Below are 14,193 nucleotides of genomic sequence, written 5' to 3'. Positions count from 1 at the left end.
CGCGGGCCTGCGCGCCGTGCTCGGCCTTGCCACCTGTCGCTGCCCTAGGCTCCGTGCATGGCTCCCACGTCCGACCTCGGTGCCCTCGAGATCGAGCTCAGCAGGCTGCTGCGCCGGGCGCGCAGTGCGCAGCAGCGCACCGCCTCGGACGTGCACCCCGACCTCGACTCCGCCGGGTATGCCGTGCTGGTCGCCATCCGTGACCTGGCCGCCACCGGGGGAGGCGCCCGGGGTGGCGACATCTCCGAGCTGCTCGGGCTGCACAAGTCGACCACCAGCCGGAACCTCACCACGCTGGAGGACCTGGGCCTCATCGAGCGCATCCCCGACCCGGCCGACGCCCGGGCTCGCCAGGTGCGCCTGACGAGTGCCGGGGCGCAGGCCCTGGAGCGCTCGGTGTCGGGTCGGCGCGAGCGGCTGCGCGAGCGGCTGGCCAGCTGGGAGGCGCAGGACGTCTCCGACCTGGCCCGGCTGCTGCGGCTGCTGAACGACACCGCGCCCTGACCAGCGCCCCCCTCCGCCGCCGGGCGGTAGCTGGATACTGCCTCCGCAGAAGTTGCTTTCAGCAACTATCTGGAGTTATGGTTGTGTTCTGCAACCAAAGGATCGCCATGACCACGACCACCACCCCCCGCTCGACCACCGACGTCCTCTCCGCGCTGTCCAGCCTGATCCGCGCCAGCCGTTCGGTCGCCCGCCAGCGCCAGGCCCAGCTCGGCACCGCCGGCACACCGCTGGCCATCCTCAAGGCGCTCGCCACCCAGCCGGCGGAGAACCGGCCCGGCGACCTGGCCGTCGTCACCGGGGTCGCGCCCTCGGTCGTCAGCCGGGCGCTGGCGCGCCTCGAGGAGGACGGTCTTGTCGTCCGCCACCCCGACGAGGCAGACGCCCGCGCGTGCCACATCAGCCTGACCCCCGAGGGACACAGCCAGCTGGACGCCATCACCGACCAGTACGCCCTCCTGCTCGGCGACGCCCTCGCCGAGCTGAGCGACGACGACGTCGAACGCCTCCCCGGGTTGCTGCACACCCTCGAGCAGTCACTGCGGCGAGCCGGCGCGCGGCTGGCGCCACCGCGGCATACCCCGCTCGCACCCAGCCTCGTCGACTCCCAGACCAGCACCCCCTCCACCGCCACCAACACCACCGTTCACGAAAGCCTGTGATGTCAGCCCTTTCCTCTCCCCCCGACGTGTCCACGCCCGCGGGTCTGCCCGCGCCCGAGGCGACAACGTCGTTCTCCGCGCCGGGCGTCGGCCAGGAGGAGATGTCGCACCGGCAGATCCTCGAGGCGATGACCGGGCTGCTCGCCGGCCTCTTCACCGCCATGCTCAGCAGCACCATCGTGTCGACCGCGCTGCCGACGATCATCGGTGACCTGCACGGCACGCAGCGGCAGTACACCTGGGTGATCACGGCATCCCTGCTCGCGACCACCGTGAGCACGCCCATCTGGGGCAAGCTGTCCGACCTGTTCAGCAAGAAGCTGCTGGTGCAGCTGTCGCTGGTGGTCTTCGTCGCCGGATCGATCGCCGCGGGGATGTCGCGCTCGGTGGGCTTCCTCATTGCCTGCCGCGTCGTCCAGGGCCTCGGCATGGGCGGGCTGACCGCCCTGACCCAGTCGATCATGGGCGCGATGATCGCCCCGCGTCAGCGCGGGCGGTATGCCGGCTACATGGGCGCCGTCATGGCCGTCGCCACGGTCAGCGGACCACTGCTCGGTGGCGTCATCGTCGACAGCAGCCTGGGCTGGCGCTGGACCTTCTACGTCTGCATCCCGCTGGCCATCATCGCCCTGTTCGTCCTCCAGGCGACCCTGCACATCACGACGCCCCGGCGCACGCCCAGCATCGACTACCTCGGCGCCGCGCTGATCGCCGTGACCGCGTCGCTCCCGTTGTTGTGGGTCACCTTCGCCGGCAACGACTTCCCGTGGTGGTCTGCCCAGACCCTGTGGTACCTCGGCGGCACCCTCGTCGCCCTGGCGCTGACCGTGGTCGTCGAGCTTCGCGCCGTCGAGCCGATCATCCCGATCCGCCTGCTCAAGAACGTCACCACCGGGCTGGTCGTCGTCGCCAGTGCCGCCGTCGGGGTCGCGATGTTCGGTGGCACGACGTTCCTCACCCAGTACTTCCAGATCTCCCGGGACTACAGCCCGACCCGTGCCGGGCTGCTCACCATCCCGCTGATGGGCGCGCTGCTCCTCTCGTCCACGCTGGGCGGTCAGGTGGTCAGCCGCACCGGACGGTGGAAGGGCATCATCGTCGGGGGCGCCGTGTTCCTCGTCGCGGGGACCGCCTGGCTCGCCCAGATCGACCACCGCACCCCGATGTGGCAGATCGGTGTCGCCATGGCGTTCATGGGCTTCGGGATCGGTGCCATGATGCAGAACCTCGTGCTGGCGGTGCAGAACTCCGTCGACGTGAGCAACATCGGGGCGGCGTCCGCGACCATCGCGTTCTTCCGCACGCTCGGTGGCGCCATCGGGGTCTCCGTGCTCGGCGCCGTGCTGGCCAACAACGTGCGTGACAGCATCGTCACCGGCCTGGCCGCCCTGGGGCCGAAGGCGGCCGCCGCTGCGCGGTCGGGCTCAGGCACCGGCACCCTGGACATCAGGCACATGCCCGGTCCGGTCGCGGACATCGTGCGAGCCGGCTACGGCGACGCGACCGGCCACATCTTCCTCATCAGTGCGGGCTTCGCGGTCGTCGCCCTGCTGGCCGTCCTGTTCGTCCGCGAGGTGCCGCTGCGGACCACGGTCTCGATCGCCGCCGCGACCGCCACCACCGAGGCTGCGACCGAGGTGACCGCGGGCTCAGCCTCCGGCTGATCGTCCCGGGCCGGCCCGGTCGAAGGCGACGACGGCGCGCACCCCCGGCGCGGCGTCCTCGAGCCACACGCGAGCACCATTGCGCCGCAACAGCTCTCGCGTGATGGCGAGGCCGAGCCCGCTCCCACCGCTGTCCCGGTCACGGGCCTCGTCCAGCCGGGTGAACCGGTCGAAGACGCGCTCGCGGTCGGCTTCGGAGATGCCGTGGCCGTCATCGGTCACGGCCAGCAACACGGCGTTGCCACGCTGCTCCCAGGACAGGGTCACACGGGTGGCGGCGTGGCGCACGGCGTTGTCGACCAGGTTGCCAACGGCCCTGGTGAGGTCGTCGGGTCGCGCCACCACCGTCGCGTCCGCAGGACCACCGGACGGCCGCACCCGGACCGGGACGCGCGCCAGTGCGTGACGCCGCTCCGTGTCGACCATGAGCTGGGCGACCGACTGGGCCGTCGGCTCGGAGAGGGTCCCGTCGGTGCCCGAGCGGGCGAGGACCAGCAGGTCGTCGACGAGGGCGGAGAGCCGGATCACCTCAGGCAGCAGCTCGTCCGGCAGCGGCCCGCCCTCGCCGACGCGGGCCGCCACCTCGAGCTGGGTGCGCATGCTCGCCAGTGGGCTGCGCAGCTCGTGGGCGGCGTCCGCCACGAAGCTGCGCTGCACGACCCCCGCGGACGCGAGTCGGGCGAGCATGGCGTTGAGCGTGGTCGCCAGCGCGCTCACCTCGTCCCCGGTGTCGGGCACGGGGAGCCGCTCGGTCGGGTCGGCCGCGGTGCCGATGCGCTGGGCGCCCTGACGCAGGGACTCCACCGGACGCAGGGCAGACCCGATGACCCGCCAGGCCACGACCCCGATCAGCGCGAGGAAGAGCGGCAGGAGGACCAGCATGAGGGTCCGGAGCACCCGACGGCTGGTATCGAGGTCTGCCGTCGGCACGGCCGCGACGACGAGCACGCGTGCCGTGGCGGGGCCGGCCTCGACGCCGGCCACCTGGAGCTCACCCGAGAGCCCCGCCCGCGAGCCCGGCACCCGCAGCCCCGAACCGCGCGAGACCAGCCGTCGCTCTGACGGGTCCACGAGGGGGGTCAACCGGTCGGCGGTCACCGAAGAGCCGACCACCCTGTTCTCGGGATCGAGCACCTGGACCAGCTGGGCGCCGCTCACCGGCACCGGCTCGGGAAGGCGTCCGTCGTCCACGAGCAGCGCCACGTCATGGGCACTCGAGGCCGCCTCCGCGGTGGTGGCCCGGTCGAGCGCCGCGCCCATCGCGGCATACAGGGCGATCCCTCCGACGAGCAGGGCACCCGCGACCCCCGCCAGGCCCACCACCATGAGCCGCGACCGCAGGCTGCGCCGACCGAACCACCCGGTCATGAGCGCAACCGGTACCCGACGCCACGCACGGTCTCGATGCGGTCCCGACCGAGCTTGCGCCGCAGGTAGCCGATGTAGACCTCGACCACGTTGGGGTCGATCGTCTCGGCGGATCCCCACACGTTGTCGAGCAGCGACTCCTTGGTCGCCACGGTCGGGTGCGCTCGCATCAGGTGCTCGAGCACGAGGTACTCCCGCCGCGACAGTGCGACCACCTCGCCGGCGAGCTCGACCCGGCGTGAGGCGGGGTCGAGCTGCAGGCTCCCAGCGGCCAGCGTCGTCGCGCGCGGCACGGGGTCGCGGCGGACCAGGGCACGCAGCCGGGCGAGCAGGACCACGAAGGAGAACGGCTTGGTGAGGTAGTCGTCGGCGCCGTAGTCGAGCCCGTCCGCCTGGTCGTACTCCCCGTCCTTGGCCGACAGCAGCATGACCGGCACCCAGTTCTCCTCGGCGCGCAGCGTCTGCACCACCGTGTAGCCCGACATGCGGGGAAGCATGATGTCGAGCAGCACCGCGTCGTACCCGCCGAACCGGGCAGCCTCCAGGCCACTGGGTCCGTCCGCAGCGGTGTCGACCACGAATCCTTCTGCCGCAAGGCCCTTCGCGAGGGCAGCGGCCATCCGGGGCTCGTCCTCGACCACCAGCACCCGCACCCCGCCACTGTGGCACGAGACTCCCGGCCCTCAGCCCATAACCCTTAGAAAGCTCACAGGTCCGGCGGGGCACCATTGCCCCATGAGCCTGTTCACTGATCACCCGGCCGCCCGTTGGGCAGCTCCGTCCGTCGCCGTCGCCGTCATCGGTGTTGTCGCTCTCACGGCCAACCACGTCGCCAGCGCCGACCCGAGCCTGCCGCCCCGATCGGCCGCGCAGCTGCTCGTCGACGTGCAGCAAGCCAGCCTCAAGGGTCTGTCCGGCACGGTCGTGCAGACCGCGAACCTCGGGCTCCCAGACATCAGCTTCGGCAGGTCGGGCCAGGGTGGTTCGTCCTCGCTGACCTCGTTGGTCTCCGGCACCCACACCTGGCGGGTGTGGCTGGCCGGCCCGCAGCAGCAGCGGCTCGCCCTCGTCGGCAGCCTCGGCGAGTCCGACGTCATCCGCAACGGGCGCGACCTGTGGGTGTGGTCCAGCAAGGACAAGACGGCCAGCCACACCCTGCTGCCGGCCGAGAGCGGCAGGCCGGGTGACAAGGCGGGCACCAAGGCGGGTGCGAAGGCCACGAACCCCAGCCCGGAACAGCTCCCCAAGACACCGCAGGAAGCCGCCCAGCTCGCCCTGTCGGCCATCCAGCCCACCACCAGTGTCGCCACCTCGGGTGCTTCGGTGGTCGCGGGGCAGCAGGCCTACGACCTCATCCTGAAGCCCAAGGACCCCGCCAGCCTGGTCGCGTCCGTGCGGATCTCGCTCGACGCCGTGCACCACGTGCCGCTGAGGGTGCAGGTGTTCTCCACCAAGACGGCGAACCCGGTCTTCGAGGTGGGCTTCACCGAGGTCGACTTCGCCAAGCCCGCGGCGCGGCAGTTCGCCTTCAACGCCCCGCCCGGCACCAAGGTCACCCAGTCGCCCCTCGGCGGTGACACGGGTTCGACCAAGGCCAAGCCCACGACCCCAGCCACCCCGGGGGCGAAGAAGTCGACCCAGGCAGGCACCCGGCCGAAGGTGGTCGGCAACGGCTGGAGCGCAGTCGTGGTCTCCCGCATGCCGAGCTCCCCGACCGCGGGCGCTCCGGCTGCTGGAGCTCGCGGCCAGTCCGGCGACCTCGCCGGCCAGCTGCAGCGCGTCCTCGGTCTGCTGCCCAAGGTGTCCGGCGCCTGGGGCTCCGGCCGCGTCCTCCAGGGCACCCTCTTCACCGTGGTGGTCACCGATGACGGCCGGATCGCCGTGGGCGCGGTCGCCCCGGAGCGGGTGTATGCCGCGCTGGCCGCGAAATGACCCAGCTCACCGCGGCGGGTGAGCAGGCGGGACCCGCCGGCGAGGAAGCCCGGACGCCCGGGCCCGTGACGTCCACCACGGGTCCGGGCGCGCTGCCAGAGACCGGGCTCGCCATCGCCACCAAGGGGCTGACCAAGCGGTTCGGTGCGCAGGTCGCGGTCGACGACCTCGACCTGCGGGTCCCCCACGGCGCGGTCTACGGCTTCCTGGGCCCGAACGGCTCGGGCAAGACGACGACGATCCGGATGCTGCTGGGGCTGGTCGAGCCCACCTCGGGGAGCCGGAGCCTGCTGGGCATGGCCATCCCGCAACAAGCCACCGTCGCACTGCACCGGGTCGGGTCGCTCGTCGAGGGGCCGGCCTTCCATCCCTACCTGTCGGGCCAGGCCAACCTCGAACGACTCGACGCGGCCGACGTCCTCGCCGATCCGCGTACGACGCGCGCTCGCATCGGCACCGCCCTGGAACGGGTGGGGCTGAGCGCAGCGGCAGGCAAGCGCTACCGCGCCTACTCGCTCGGGATGCGCCAGCGACTGGCCATCGCCGCGGCCCTCCTCGCACCCCGGGACCTGCTGGTCCTCGACGAGCCCACCAACGGGCTCGACCCGCAGGGCACCCGTGAGGTCCGCTCGCTCATCGGGTCGCTGGCCTCCGACGGCACGACCGTCTTCGTCTCCAGCCACCTGCTCGCCGAGGTGGAGCAGATCTGCAGCCACCTCGGCGTGATGCGCGAGGGGCGCCTGGTCGCGCAGGGCACCGCGTCAGAGGTCCGCGGCGGCGGCACGGTGTCCCTGCATCTCGTGACCGCCCAGCCGCAGGAGGCGGCGGCAGTGCTGACCGCCCTCGGCGTCCAGTCGGTCACCACCCACGCGGGTGAGGTGCGCGGCATACCCGGCGAGCTCGAACCCGAGGCCATCGTCGCCGCCCTGGTCCGCGCGGGAGTCGGGGTGCGGTCCTTCACCGCGAGCTCACCGAGCCTGGAGGACCTGTTCGTCTCGCTCACCGGGGAGGGTTTCGATGTCAGCGGCTGAGGCACCAGTCACCGGCTCCGGGCTGACCGGCTCCGGACCCGCCGCAGGTCGCCTGGGGGCCCTTCCGAGGGGCCGACGGGTGTCGACGCGCCTGCTGCGCTCCGAGCTGCGCATCATCGCCGGCCGCAGGCGCAACCAGGCGGGTCTGCTCGTCCTCGCCGCTGTGCCCATCATGATGGCGATCGCCGTCAAGATGTCGACACCGCGTAACGGCGAGGGGCCTGACTTCCTCTCGTCCATCACCTCCAACGGCCTGTTCGTCCCGCTGGCGGCCCTCAGTGTCGAGGTGGTGATGTTCCTGCCGCTGGCGATGTCGATGCTCTCGGGCGACGCGATCGCGGGCGAGGCCAACCTCGGCACCCTGCGCTACCTGCTGACGGTCCCGGTGAACCGCACCCGCCTGCTGCTGGTGAAGTTCGCGTCGCTGTGCATCGGCGCGGTGTGGGGCGTCGCCGCCGTGGCCCTGCCGGGTGCCGTGATCGGGATCGCGTTGTTCGGCACCGGTCCGCTGACCACCCTGTCGGGCAGCCAGATCGGGTTCGGGGCAGCGGTATGGCGCGTGGTGCTGGTCATGCTCTACCTCGCCGCCGGCCTCGCCGGGCTCGCGGCAGTCGGGTTGTTCATCTCGACCCTGACCGAGGTGCCGATCGCGGCCGCGATCGCGTTGATGGTCTTCACGATCGTGTCGTGGATCCTCGACTCGGTGCCGCAGCTGGGCTGGCTGCACCCGTGGCTCCTGGTCGACCACTGGATGGCGTTCGGTGACCTGCTGCGTGACCCGATGGCCGGTGGCGAGATCGGACGTGGCCTGTTCACCGCCGCCGGGTACGCCCTCGTCTTCTGGCTGGCGGCCTGGGCGCGGTTCGCGGGCAAGGACATCACGAGCTAGCCGCCGACCTCGCTGCCGATTTCCCCGCCGACTTCGCTGGCGGGGGGGTGGCGTGGGCTGGCGCGGGCTGGGTCGGCGTGACGAGGGCCACGGGGCTGCGAGGTTCCGTCGGCTACCGATGGGTAACTAGGCTCGCAGTCATGACGACGCTCTCCGGCAAGACCATCATCATGTCCGGCGGCAGCCGCGGCATCGGCTTGGCCATCGCCGTGCGGGCAGCCCGCGACGGGGCGAACATCACCCTCATCGCCAAGACGGACAAGGCGGACCCGCGACTCGTCGGCACCATCCACACGGCGGCCGAGGCCATCGAGGCGGCTGGCGGCAAGGCGCTCGCCGTGGTCGGCGACGTGCGCGACGACGAGACCCTCGCGGCTGCCGTCGACCGGACCGCGGAGGCGTTCGGCGGGATCGACATCGTCGTCAACAACGCGAGCGTGCTCAACCTGAGCCCCACTGCCACCCTCGACCCCAAGCGCTACGACCTCATGCAGGACGTCAACGTCCGTGGCACCTTCATGCTGACCAGGGCGGCGCTGCCGCACCTGCTGGCCTCACCCGACCCCAAGGTCCTGACCCTGTCGCCACCCATCAACCTGGACCCGCGCTGGTTCGCCGGCCACCCGGCATACACGATGGCGAAGTACGGGATGACGCTGGCGGCGCTGGGCTTCGCCCACGAGCTCGGCCAGAAGGGCGTCACCTCCACATGCCTGTGGCCGGCGACGCTCGTCGCGACCGACGCGATCGGCAACCTGCCGGGCGGGGACCAGATGATCAAGGTGAGCCGCAAGCCCGACATCGTGGCCGACGCAGCCTGGGAGATCCTCACCACCGAGGGTCAGGGCCTCAACGGCCAGACGGTGATCGACGAGGACCTCCTGCGCGCGCGGGGAGTTGCCGACTTCGCGGCCTACTCCATGACCGGCAAGGACGAGGGCCTCGCGCCCGACCTGTTCCTGTCCTGACCCCGCGCCGAGGCTCGGCCGCCGGACTGGTCAGAGCTCGCGGAGCTGTCCGTCCTCGACGTGCCAGCGACGGGTGGCGTGGACGTCGGCCAGCATGCGGCGGTCGTGGGTGACGAGCAGGACCGTACCCCCGAACGAGTCGAGGGCCTGTTCGAGCTGCTCGATGGCGGGCAGGTCGAGGTGGTTGGTGGGTTCGTCGAGCACCAGGAGGTTGACCTCGCGGGCCTGCAGCAGGGCCAGTGCCGCGCGGGTTCGCTCGCCCGGTGACAGCGAGTCGGCGGGACGGTGCACATGCTCGGCACCCAGCCCGAACTTGGCCAGCAGCGTGCGGACATCCGCATCCGGCCAGCTCGGGAGGGCGTCCGCGAAGGCCCGGGCCAGCGGCTGCGGCCCGAGGAAGTGGCCACGCGCCTGGTCGACCTCGCCGACTCGGACCGACGAGCCCAGGCCCGCGGTCCCCTCGACGACGGGGATGGTGCCCAGCAGCATCCCCAGCAGCGTCGTCTTGCCCGAGCCGTTGGCGCCGGTGACGACGATCCGGTCGGCCCAGTCCACCTGGACGTCGATGGGCCCGAGGGTGAAGTCGCCACGGCGGACCACCGCGCGCGAGGCGGACGCCACGACCGACCCCGACCGCGGCGCAGCGGCGATCGTCATCCGCAGCTCCCATTCCTTGCGCGGCTCCTCGACCACCTCGAGACGCTCGATCATCCGCTCGGTCTGGCGGGCCTTGGCGGCCTGCTTCTCGGCCGACTCCGCCCGGAACGCCGGGATGAACTTGTCGTTGTCGGTGGCCTTACGACGGGCGTTGCGGACGCCCACCGCCATCCAGTTGCGCTGGGTGACGGCCCGCTGCTCGAGTCGGCCGCGAGTGTCGGCGTACTCCTCGTACTCCTCCCGGGCATGTCGTCGCGCGACCTCGCGCTCGGCGAGGTAGCTGTCGTAGCCGCCCTCGTAGACGCCCACCTGCTGCTGGGCCAGGTCGAGCTCGACGACCCTGGTGACGGTGCGCGCCAGGAACTCCCGGTCGTGGCTGATGATGACTGCGGGGCTGCGCAGGCCCGCGACGAACTGTTCCAGGCGTTCGAGTCCGTCGAGGTCGAGGTCGTTGGTGGGCTCGTCGAGCAGGAGCACGTCGTACCGCGAGAGCAGCAGGGCGGCCAGCCCGGCACGCGCGGCCTGGCCGCCGGACAGGGCGGTCATCGGCATCTCGAGGTCGACTCCCAGGCCGAGGGTGGCGGCTGTGGTGGCCGCGCGCTGCTCGAGGTCCGCTCCACCCAGCGCCAGCCACGTCTCCAGCGCCACGGCATATCTGTCGTCGGCCCCGGGAGTGGGGTCGGCGAGCGCTTCGGCGGCGGCGTTCATCGCCGCCTCGGCGTGGCTCACGCCGGTGCGCCGCGCGATGAAACCGGACACGGTCTCGCCGGGTCGGCGCTCCGGTTCCTGGGGCAGGTGCCCCACCGTCGCGCTCGCCGGGGTCAGCGTGACCGAGCCCTCCTCCGGCTCCAGCTCACCCGCGAGCAGCCGCAGCAGCGTCGACTTCCCGGCACCGTTGGCGCCGACGAGGCCGACGACGTCACCGGGACCCACGATGAGGTCGAGACCGGCGAAGAGCGCCCGGGCGCCGTGCCCGGCGGCGAGGTTGGTGGCCTGGAGTGTGCTGCTCATGTCCCGACGGACGGTACCGGCACCCTGGCCCCGGTCGACACCGGGTTTCGTTTCGAAGGCGAACCGGCGTCCGGGGTTGTGGGATGGGTGTGTGCGCGGTGGGATGACAGACATGACCACGCTGTCGCACACCGCGGGCGAGACCGAACCCCCGCTGCTCGAGCAGACCATCCCCGACAACCTCGACGCGACCGTGTCCAGGTTCGGGGACCGTGAGGCCCTGGTGGACGTGGCCCAAGGGATCCGCTGGACGTATGCCGAGTTCGCCGCCGAGGTGGACCGGCTCGCGCGGGCGCTGCTAGCCACCGGCATGACCACCGGGGAGCGAGTGGGCATCTGGGCACCGAACTGCGCGCAGTGGACGGTGGTGCAGTACGCGACGGCCAAGATCGGGGCCATCCTCGTCAACATCAACCCGAGCTACCGCACCCACGAGCTCGAGTTCGTCCTCAAGCAGGCCGGCATCTCGGCGGTGTTCCTCGCCGAGTCGTTCAAGACCAGCGACTACGTCGCCATGCTCGACGAGGTGCGCGGCAGCTGCCCCCAGCTGCGCGACTCGTTCGTCTTCGGCCAGGAGTCGTGGGACCAGCTCCTCGCGCGGGCTGAGGAGGTCAGCGAAGAGCAGGTGGCGCAGGTCCAGTCCGCCCTGAAGCCCGGTGACGCGATCAACATCCAGTACACGTCGGGCACGACCGGCTTCCCCAAGGGTGCCACCCTGTCGCACCGCAACATCCTCAACAACGGCTTCTTCGTCGGCGAGCTCTGCCGCTACACCGAGGCCGACCGGGTCTGCATTCCGGTGCCGTTCTACCACTGCTTCGGCATGGTGATGGGCAACCTGGCCTGCACCACCCACGGCGCGGCCATGATCATCCCCGCCCCCGGTTTCGACCCGGCCGCAACCCTCAAGGCGACCGCGGACGAGAAGTGCACCTCGCTCTACGGCGTGCCCACGATGTTCATCGCGGAGTGGTCGCTGCCGGACTTCGACAACTACGACCTGTCGTCCGTGCGGACCGGGATCATGGCCGGATCGCCGTGCCCTGCCACGATGATGACCAAGCTCATCGACACGGGGATCACGGAGATGACGATCGCCTACGGGATGACCGAGACGTCGCCCGTCTCCACCCAGAACCGCCCCGACGACACCTTCGAGCAGAAGGTCGGCACCGTCGGCCGCGTCGGGCCCCACCTCGAGATCAAGGTCGTCGACCCGGTCTCGGGCGAGACGCTGCCGCGCGGTCAGGCGGGCGAGTTCTGCACCAAGGGCTACTCGGTGATGCTGGGCTACTGGCAGCAGCCGGACAAGACCGACGAGGTGCTCGTCGACGGCTGGATGCACACCGGTGACATCGCGGTGATGGACGAGGACGGCTACGTCCAGATCACCGGGCGGATCAAGGACATGGTCATCCGGGGCGGCGAGAACGTCTACCCGCGCGAGATCGAGGAGTTCCTCTACACCCACCCGGACATCCTCGACGCGCAGGTGATCGGGGTGCCCGACGAGAAGTACGGCGAGGAGCTGTGCGCCTGGATCCGGATGCGCGAAGGAGCAGAGCCGCTCGACGCCGAGGCCGTGCGGGCCTTCGCCACCGGCAAGCTCGCGCACTACAAGATCCCGCGCTACGTCACGATCGTGGACGAGTTCCCGATGACCGTCACCGGCAAGGTCCGCAAGGTCGAGATGCGCGAGAAGTCCATCGCCGACCTCGGGCTCAGCACGTAGCCCACACCGGTCCTGACCTGCGTAGATGTCCCCGTCGACGGTGGACGTTTGCGCCGGTCTGCCCTAGGTTGCGAATGCCGGGGATCCCGTTCCCGGCCCAACCCAGGAGGGCTCATGAAACCCATCGTCTGGATCATCCTCATCGTCGTGGTGCTGGCCGTCATCGGCCTAGTCGTCATGATGAACCGGAACCGCCGGCTCGAAGCCCGTCGCGAGGAGGCCGCAGAGCTGCGGTCCGAGGCCGAGCGGCACGACCGCGAGCACCGCGAGCGGGACGCCGCGGCGGCGCAGGCGCAGGCGCAGGCAGAGAAGGCCAGGGCCGAGGCGCAGGAGCAGCAGGCCCGAGCGGTCCAGCTGGAGGCGGAGGCCGAGCGACGGGCCGAAGGCGCGGCCGTGGCGCGTGAGCACCGGGACGAGCACCTGCGGCAGGCGGATGAGCGCGACCCCGATGTCGACATGTCGGGGGCCGAAGCCGACACCGAACGCGACGTGGCGGCCGAGCCGACGGCCCAGACCGACGGAACCGTCACCCATTCCGACGGAACCGTCACTCACTCCGACGGCACGTCCGGCACCCCCTACGACGGCACGGCCGGGGCGGACTCCGGAGAGCGGCGCCCGCCGGTCTGACGACCCCCGAAGCCCGGTCCGCAGGCATGCCTGCGGACCGGGCTTCGTCGTGGGGAATGGGTTGACGGGTGCGCTGGTTCTAGGAGATAGTTGAAATTCGAACTAGATCGGGAGTCACCATGCCTGCTGTCTCTGTCGCCGACCTCACGGTCCTGCCACGCGTCCCGGCGCCCGGCGCGATCGCCGAGCAGCGCCGCGTCCGCTCCGTGACCAGCGCACCCAGTGGCCTCGAGGGTGAGGGGTTCCCGGTCAAGCGCGCCTTCGCGGGCGTCGACCTGCGCGACCTCGACCCGTTCATCCACATGGACGAGATGGGCGCCGTCGAGTACGCGCCCGGTGAGCCCAAGGGCACCCCGTGGCACCCGCACCGTGGTTTCGAGACGGTCACCTACATCATCGACGGCATCTTCGAGCACCAGGACTCGTTCGGAGGTGGCGGGACCATCACGGATGGCGACACCCAGTGGATGACTGCCGGGTCGGGGATCCTGCACATCGAAGCGCCCCCGGAGCACCTCGTCGTCAGCGGCGGCCTGTTCCACGGGTTCCAGCTGTGGGTGAACCTGCCGAAGGTCGACAAGCTCAAGGCGCCGGCATACCAAGACCTCCGGTCGAGCGAGGTGGGCCTGCTCACCTCCGCGGACGGTGGGTCGCTGCTGCGCGTCATCGCCGGCGAGGTGGGCGGCGTCAGCGGCCCCGGGTCGACGCACACGCCCATGGCGATGGTCCACGCGACCGTGGCTCCCGGCGGCGAGCTCTCGCTCCCGTGGCGACGCGACTTCAACGCCCTGGTGTACGTCATGAGTGGCGATGGCTTCGTGGGCCCCGACCAGACGCCTGTCGGTCCCGGCCAACTCGCCGTCTTCGGCCCCGGCGACGCCATCCAGCTGTCGTCGGCTCGCACGCAGCAGGAGCGGTATGCCGCGGGGCTCGACGTCGTCGTCCTCGGCGGGCTGCCCATCCGTGAACCGGTCGCCTGGGCCGGCCCGTTCGTCATGAACACCGAGGCCGAGGTCCGCAAGGCGTTCGCGGACTACCAAGCCGGTCGGCTCGGCCAGCCTGTGCCGCACGGGGATGTCGGCGGGGGCACCGCCTGACGTCGCCGGGTACACGGCCTGACGTCGGCGGGGTTGTGCGGCCTCCAC

General features: G+C 71.2%; 13 protein-coding genes. 10 read left to right on the top strand and 3 right to left on the bottom strand.

Features of this window, described 5'->3' with window-relative positions; genetic code table 11:
• Positions 1-57: 57 nt before the first annotated feature.
• From BJ986_RS06050 to BJ986_RS06040, 3 genes are all read left to right on the top strand, one after another.
• Positions 58-504: a MarR family winged helix-turn-helix transcriptional regulator gene (locus BJ986_RS06050; protein ID WP_179421170.1), complete on the top strand. Its 447-nt coding sequence runs from the start codon at positions 58-60 to the stop codon at positions 502-504.
• Positions 505-611: 107 nt separating this feature from the next.
• Complete coding sequence (locus tag BJ986_RS06045; protein ID WP_179421169.1) at positions 612-1,166, top strand: MarR family winged helix-turn-helix transcriptional regulator; 555 nt, start codon at positions 612-614, stop codon at positions 1,164-1,166.
• A gap of 26 nt (positions 1,167-1,192) precedes the next feature.
• The gene (locus BJ986_RS06040; protein ID WP_337794905.1) at positions 1,193-2,830 is read left to right on the top strand and encodes an MDR family MFS transporter; all 1,638 of its coding nucleotides are present in this window, start codon (positions 1,193-1,195) and stop codon (positions 2,828-2,830) included.
• On the opposite strand, the gene BJ986_RS06035 is transcribed toward BJ986_RS06040, so the two are convergent.
• Positions 2,816-4,198, bottom strand: a complete 1,383-nt coding sequence (locus BJ986_RS06035) for a sensor histidine kinase (protein ID WP_179421168.1) — start codon at positions 4,196-4,198, stop codon at positions 2,816-2,818. The genes BJ986_RS06040 and BJ986_RS06035 overlap by 15 nt on opposite strands.
• Positions 4,195-4,851: a response regulator gene (locus BJ986_RS06030; protein WP_179421167.1), complete on the bottom strand. Its 657-nt coding sequence runs from the start codon at positions 4,849-4,851 to the stop codon at positions 4,195-4,197. The genes BJ986_RS06035 and BJ986_RS06030 overlap by 4 nt, the downstream gene beginning before the upstream one ends.
• A gap of 82 nt (positions 4,852-4,933) precedes the next feature.
• Here BJ986_RS06030 and BJ986_RS06025 point away from each other — a divergent pair, with 82 nt between their 5' ends.
• The 4 genes from BJ986_RS06025 (at position 4,934) to BJ986_RS06010 (ending at position 9,018) form a co-directional block, all read left to right on the top strand.
• A complete protein-coding gene (locus BJ986_RS06025; protein WP_179421166.1) occupies positions 4,934-6,130 on the top strand; it encodes a LolA family protein in 1,197 nt (398 codons plus the stop codon).
• Positions 6,127-7,161, top strand: a complete 1,035-nt coding sequence (locus BJ986_RS06020) for an ABC transporter ATP-binding protein (RefSeq protein ID WP_179421165.1) — start codon at positions 6,127-6,129, stop codon at positions 7,159-7,161. The genes BJ986_RS06025 and BJ986_RS06020 overlap by 4 nt, the downstream gene beginning before the upstream one ends.
• A gap of 79 nt (positions 7,162-7,240) precedes the next feature.
• Positions 7,241-8,050 carry an ABC transporter permease gene (locus tag BJ986_RS06015; protein WP_337794903.1) on the top strand — a complete coding sequence of 270 codons (810 nt, stop codon included), beginning with the start codon at positions 7,241-7,243 and terminating at the stop codon, positions 8,048-8,050.
• A 140-nt stretch (positions 8,051-8,190) separates the two neighbouring features.
• Positions 8,191-9,018 (top strand): SDR family oxidoreductase, encoded by an 828-nt coding sequence (locus BJ986_RS06010; protein ID WP_179421163.1) that lies wholly within the window; start codon positions 8,191-8,193, stop codon positions 9,016-9,018.
• A 30-nt stretch (positions 9,019-9,048) separates the two neighbouring features.
• On the opposite strand, the gene BJ986_RS06005 is transcribed toward BJ986_RS06010, so the two are convergent.
• Positions 9,049-10,686 carry an ABC-F family ATP-binding cassette domain-containing protein gene (locus BJ986_RS06005; RefSeq protein ID WP_179421162.1) on the bottom strand — a complete coding sequence of 546 codons (1,638 nt, stop codon included), beginning with the start codon at positions 10,684-10,686 and terminating at the stop codon, positions 9,049-9,051.
• Between the two features lie 103 nt (positions 10,687-10,789).
• Here BJ986_RS06005 and BJ986_RS06000 point away from each other — a divergent pair, with 103 nt between their 5' ends.
• The 3 genes from BJ986_RS06000 (at position 10,790) to BJ986_RS05990 (ending at position 14,145) form a co-directional block, all read left to right on the top strand.
• Entirely contained in the window at positions 10,790-12,418 is a 1,629-nt protein-coding gene (locus BJ986_RS06000) for an AMP-binding protein (protein ID WP_179421161.1), read from the top strand.
• 114 nt (positions 12,419-12,532) lie between these two features.
• Positions 12,533-13,048 carry a hypothetical protein gene (locus BJ986_RS05995; protein ID WP_179421160.1) on the top strand — a complete coding sequence of 172 codons (516 nt, stop codon included), beginning with the start codon at positions 12,533-12,535 and terminating at the stop codon, positions 13,046-13,048.
• Positions 13,049-13,167: 119 nt separating this feature from the next.
• Positions 13,168-14,145, top strand: coding sequence for a pirin family protein (locus BJ986_RS05990; protein WP_179421159.1), 978 nt, complete (start codon positions 13,168-13,170; stop codon positions 14,143-14,145).
• Positions 14,146-14,193: the final 48 nt, after the last annotated feature.

This window comes from Pedococcus badiiscoriae (genome assembly GCF_013408925.1).
Classification (GTDB): Bacteria; Actinomycetota; Actinomycetes; order Actinomycetales; family Dermatophilaceae; genus Pedococcus; species Pedococcus badiiscoriae.
The sequence above is the reverse complement of the archived record's forward strand: the minus strand, read 5'-3'. Positions and strand labels throughout refer to the sequence as shown.

Excerpts from the sequence above, each read along its gene's own strand:
- BJ986_RS05995 (WP_179421160.1), top strand. The coding sequence starts at position 12,533 with ATGAAACCCATCGTCTGGATCATCCTCATCGTCGTGGTGCTGGCCGTC.
- BJ986_RS06000 (WP_179421161.1), top strand. The coding sequence starts at position 10,790 with ATGACAGACATGACCACGCTGTCGCACACCGCGGGCGAGACCGAACCC.
- BJ986_RS06010 (WP_179421163.1), top strand. The coding sequence starts at position 8,191 with ATGACGACGCTCTCCGGCAAGACCATCATCATGTCCGGCGGCAGCCGC.
- BJ986_RS05990 (WP_179421159.1), top strand. The coding sequence starts at position 13,168 with ATGCCTGCTGTCTCTGTCGCCGACCTCACGGTCCTGCCACGCGTCCCG.
- BJ986_RS06025 (WP_179421166.1), top strand. The coding sequence starts at position 4,934 with ATGAGCCTGTTCACTGATCACCCGGCCGCCCGTTGGGCAGCTCCGTCC.
- BJ986_RS06050 (WP_179421170.1), top strand. The coding sequence starts at position 58 with ATGGCTCCCACGTCCGACCTCGGTGCCCTCGAGATCGAGCTCAGCAGG.
- BJ986_RS06020 (WP_179421165.1), top strand. The coding sequence starts at position 6,127 with ATGACCCAGCTCACCGCGGCGGGTGAGCAGGCGGGACCCGCCGGCGAG.
- BJ986_RS06035 (WP_179421168.1), bottom strand. The coding sequence starts at position 4,198 with ATGACCGGGTGGTTCGGTCGGCGCAGCCTGCGGTCGCGGCTCATGGTG.
- BJ986_RS06045 (WP_179421169.1), top strand. The coding sequence starts at position 612 with ATGACCACGACCACCACCCCCCGCTCGACCACCGACGTCCTCTCCGCG.
- BJ986_RS06005 (WP_179421162.1), bottom strand. The coding sequence starts at position 10,686 with ATGAGCAGCACACTCCAGGCCACCAACCTCGCCGCCGGGCACGGCGCC.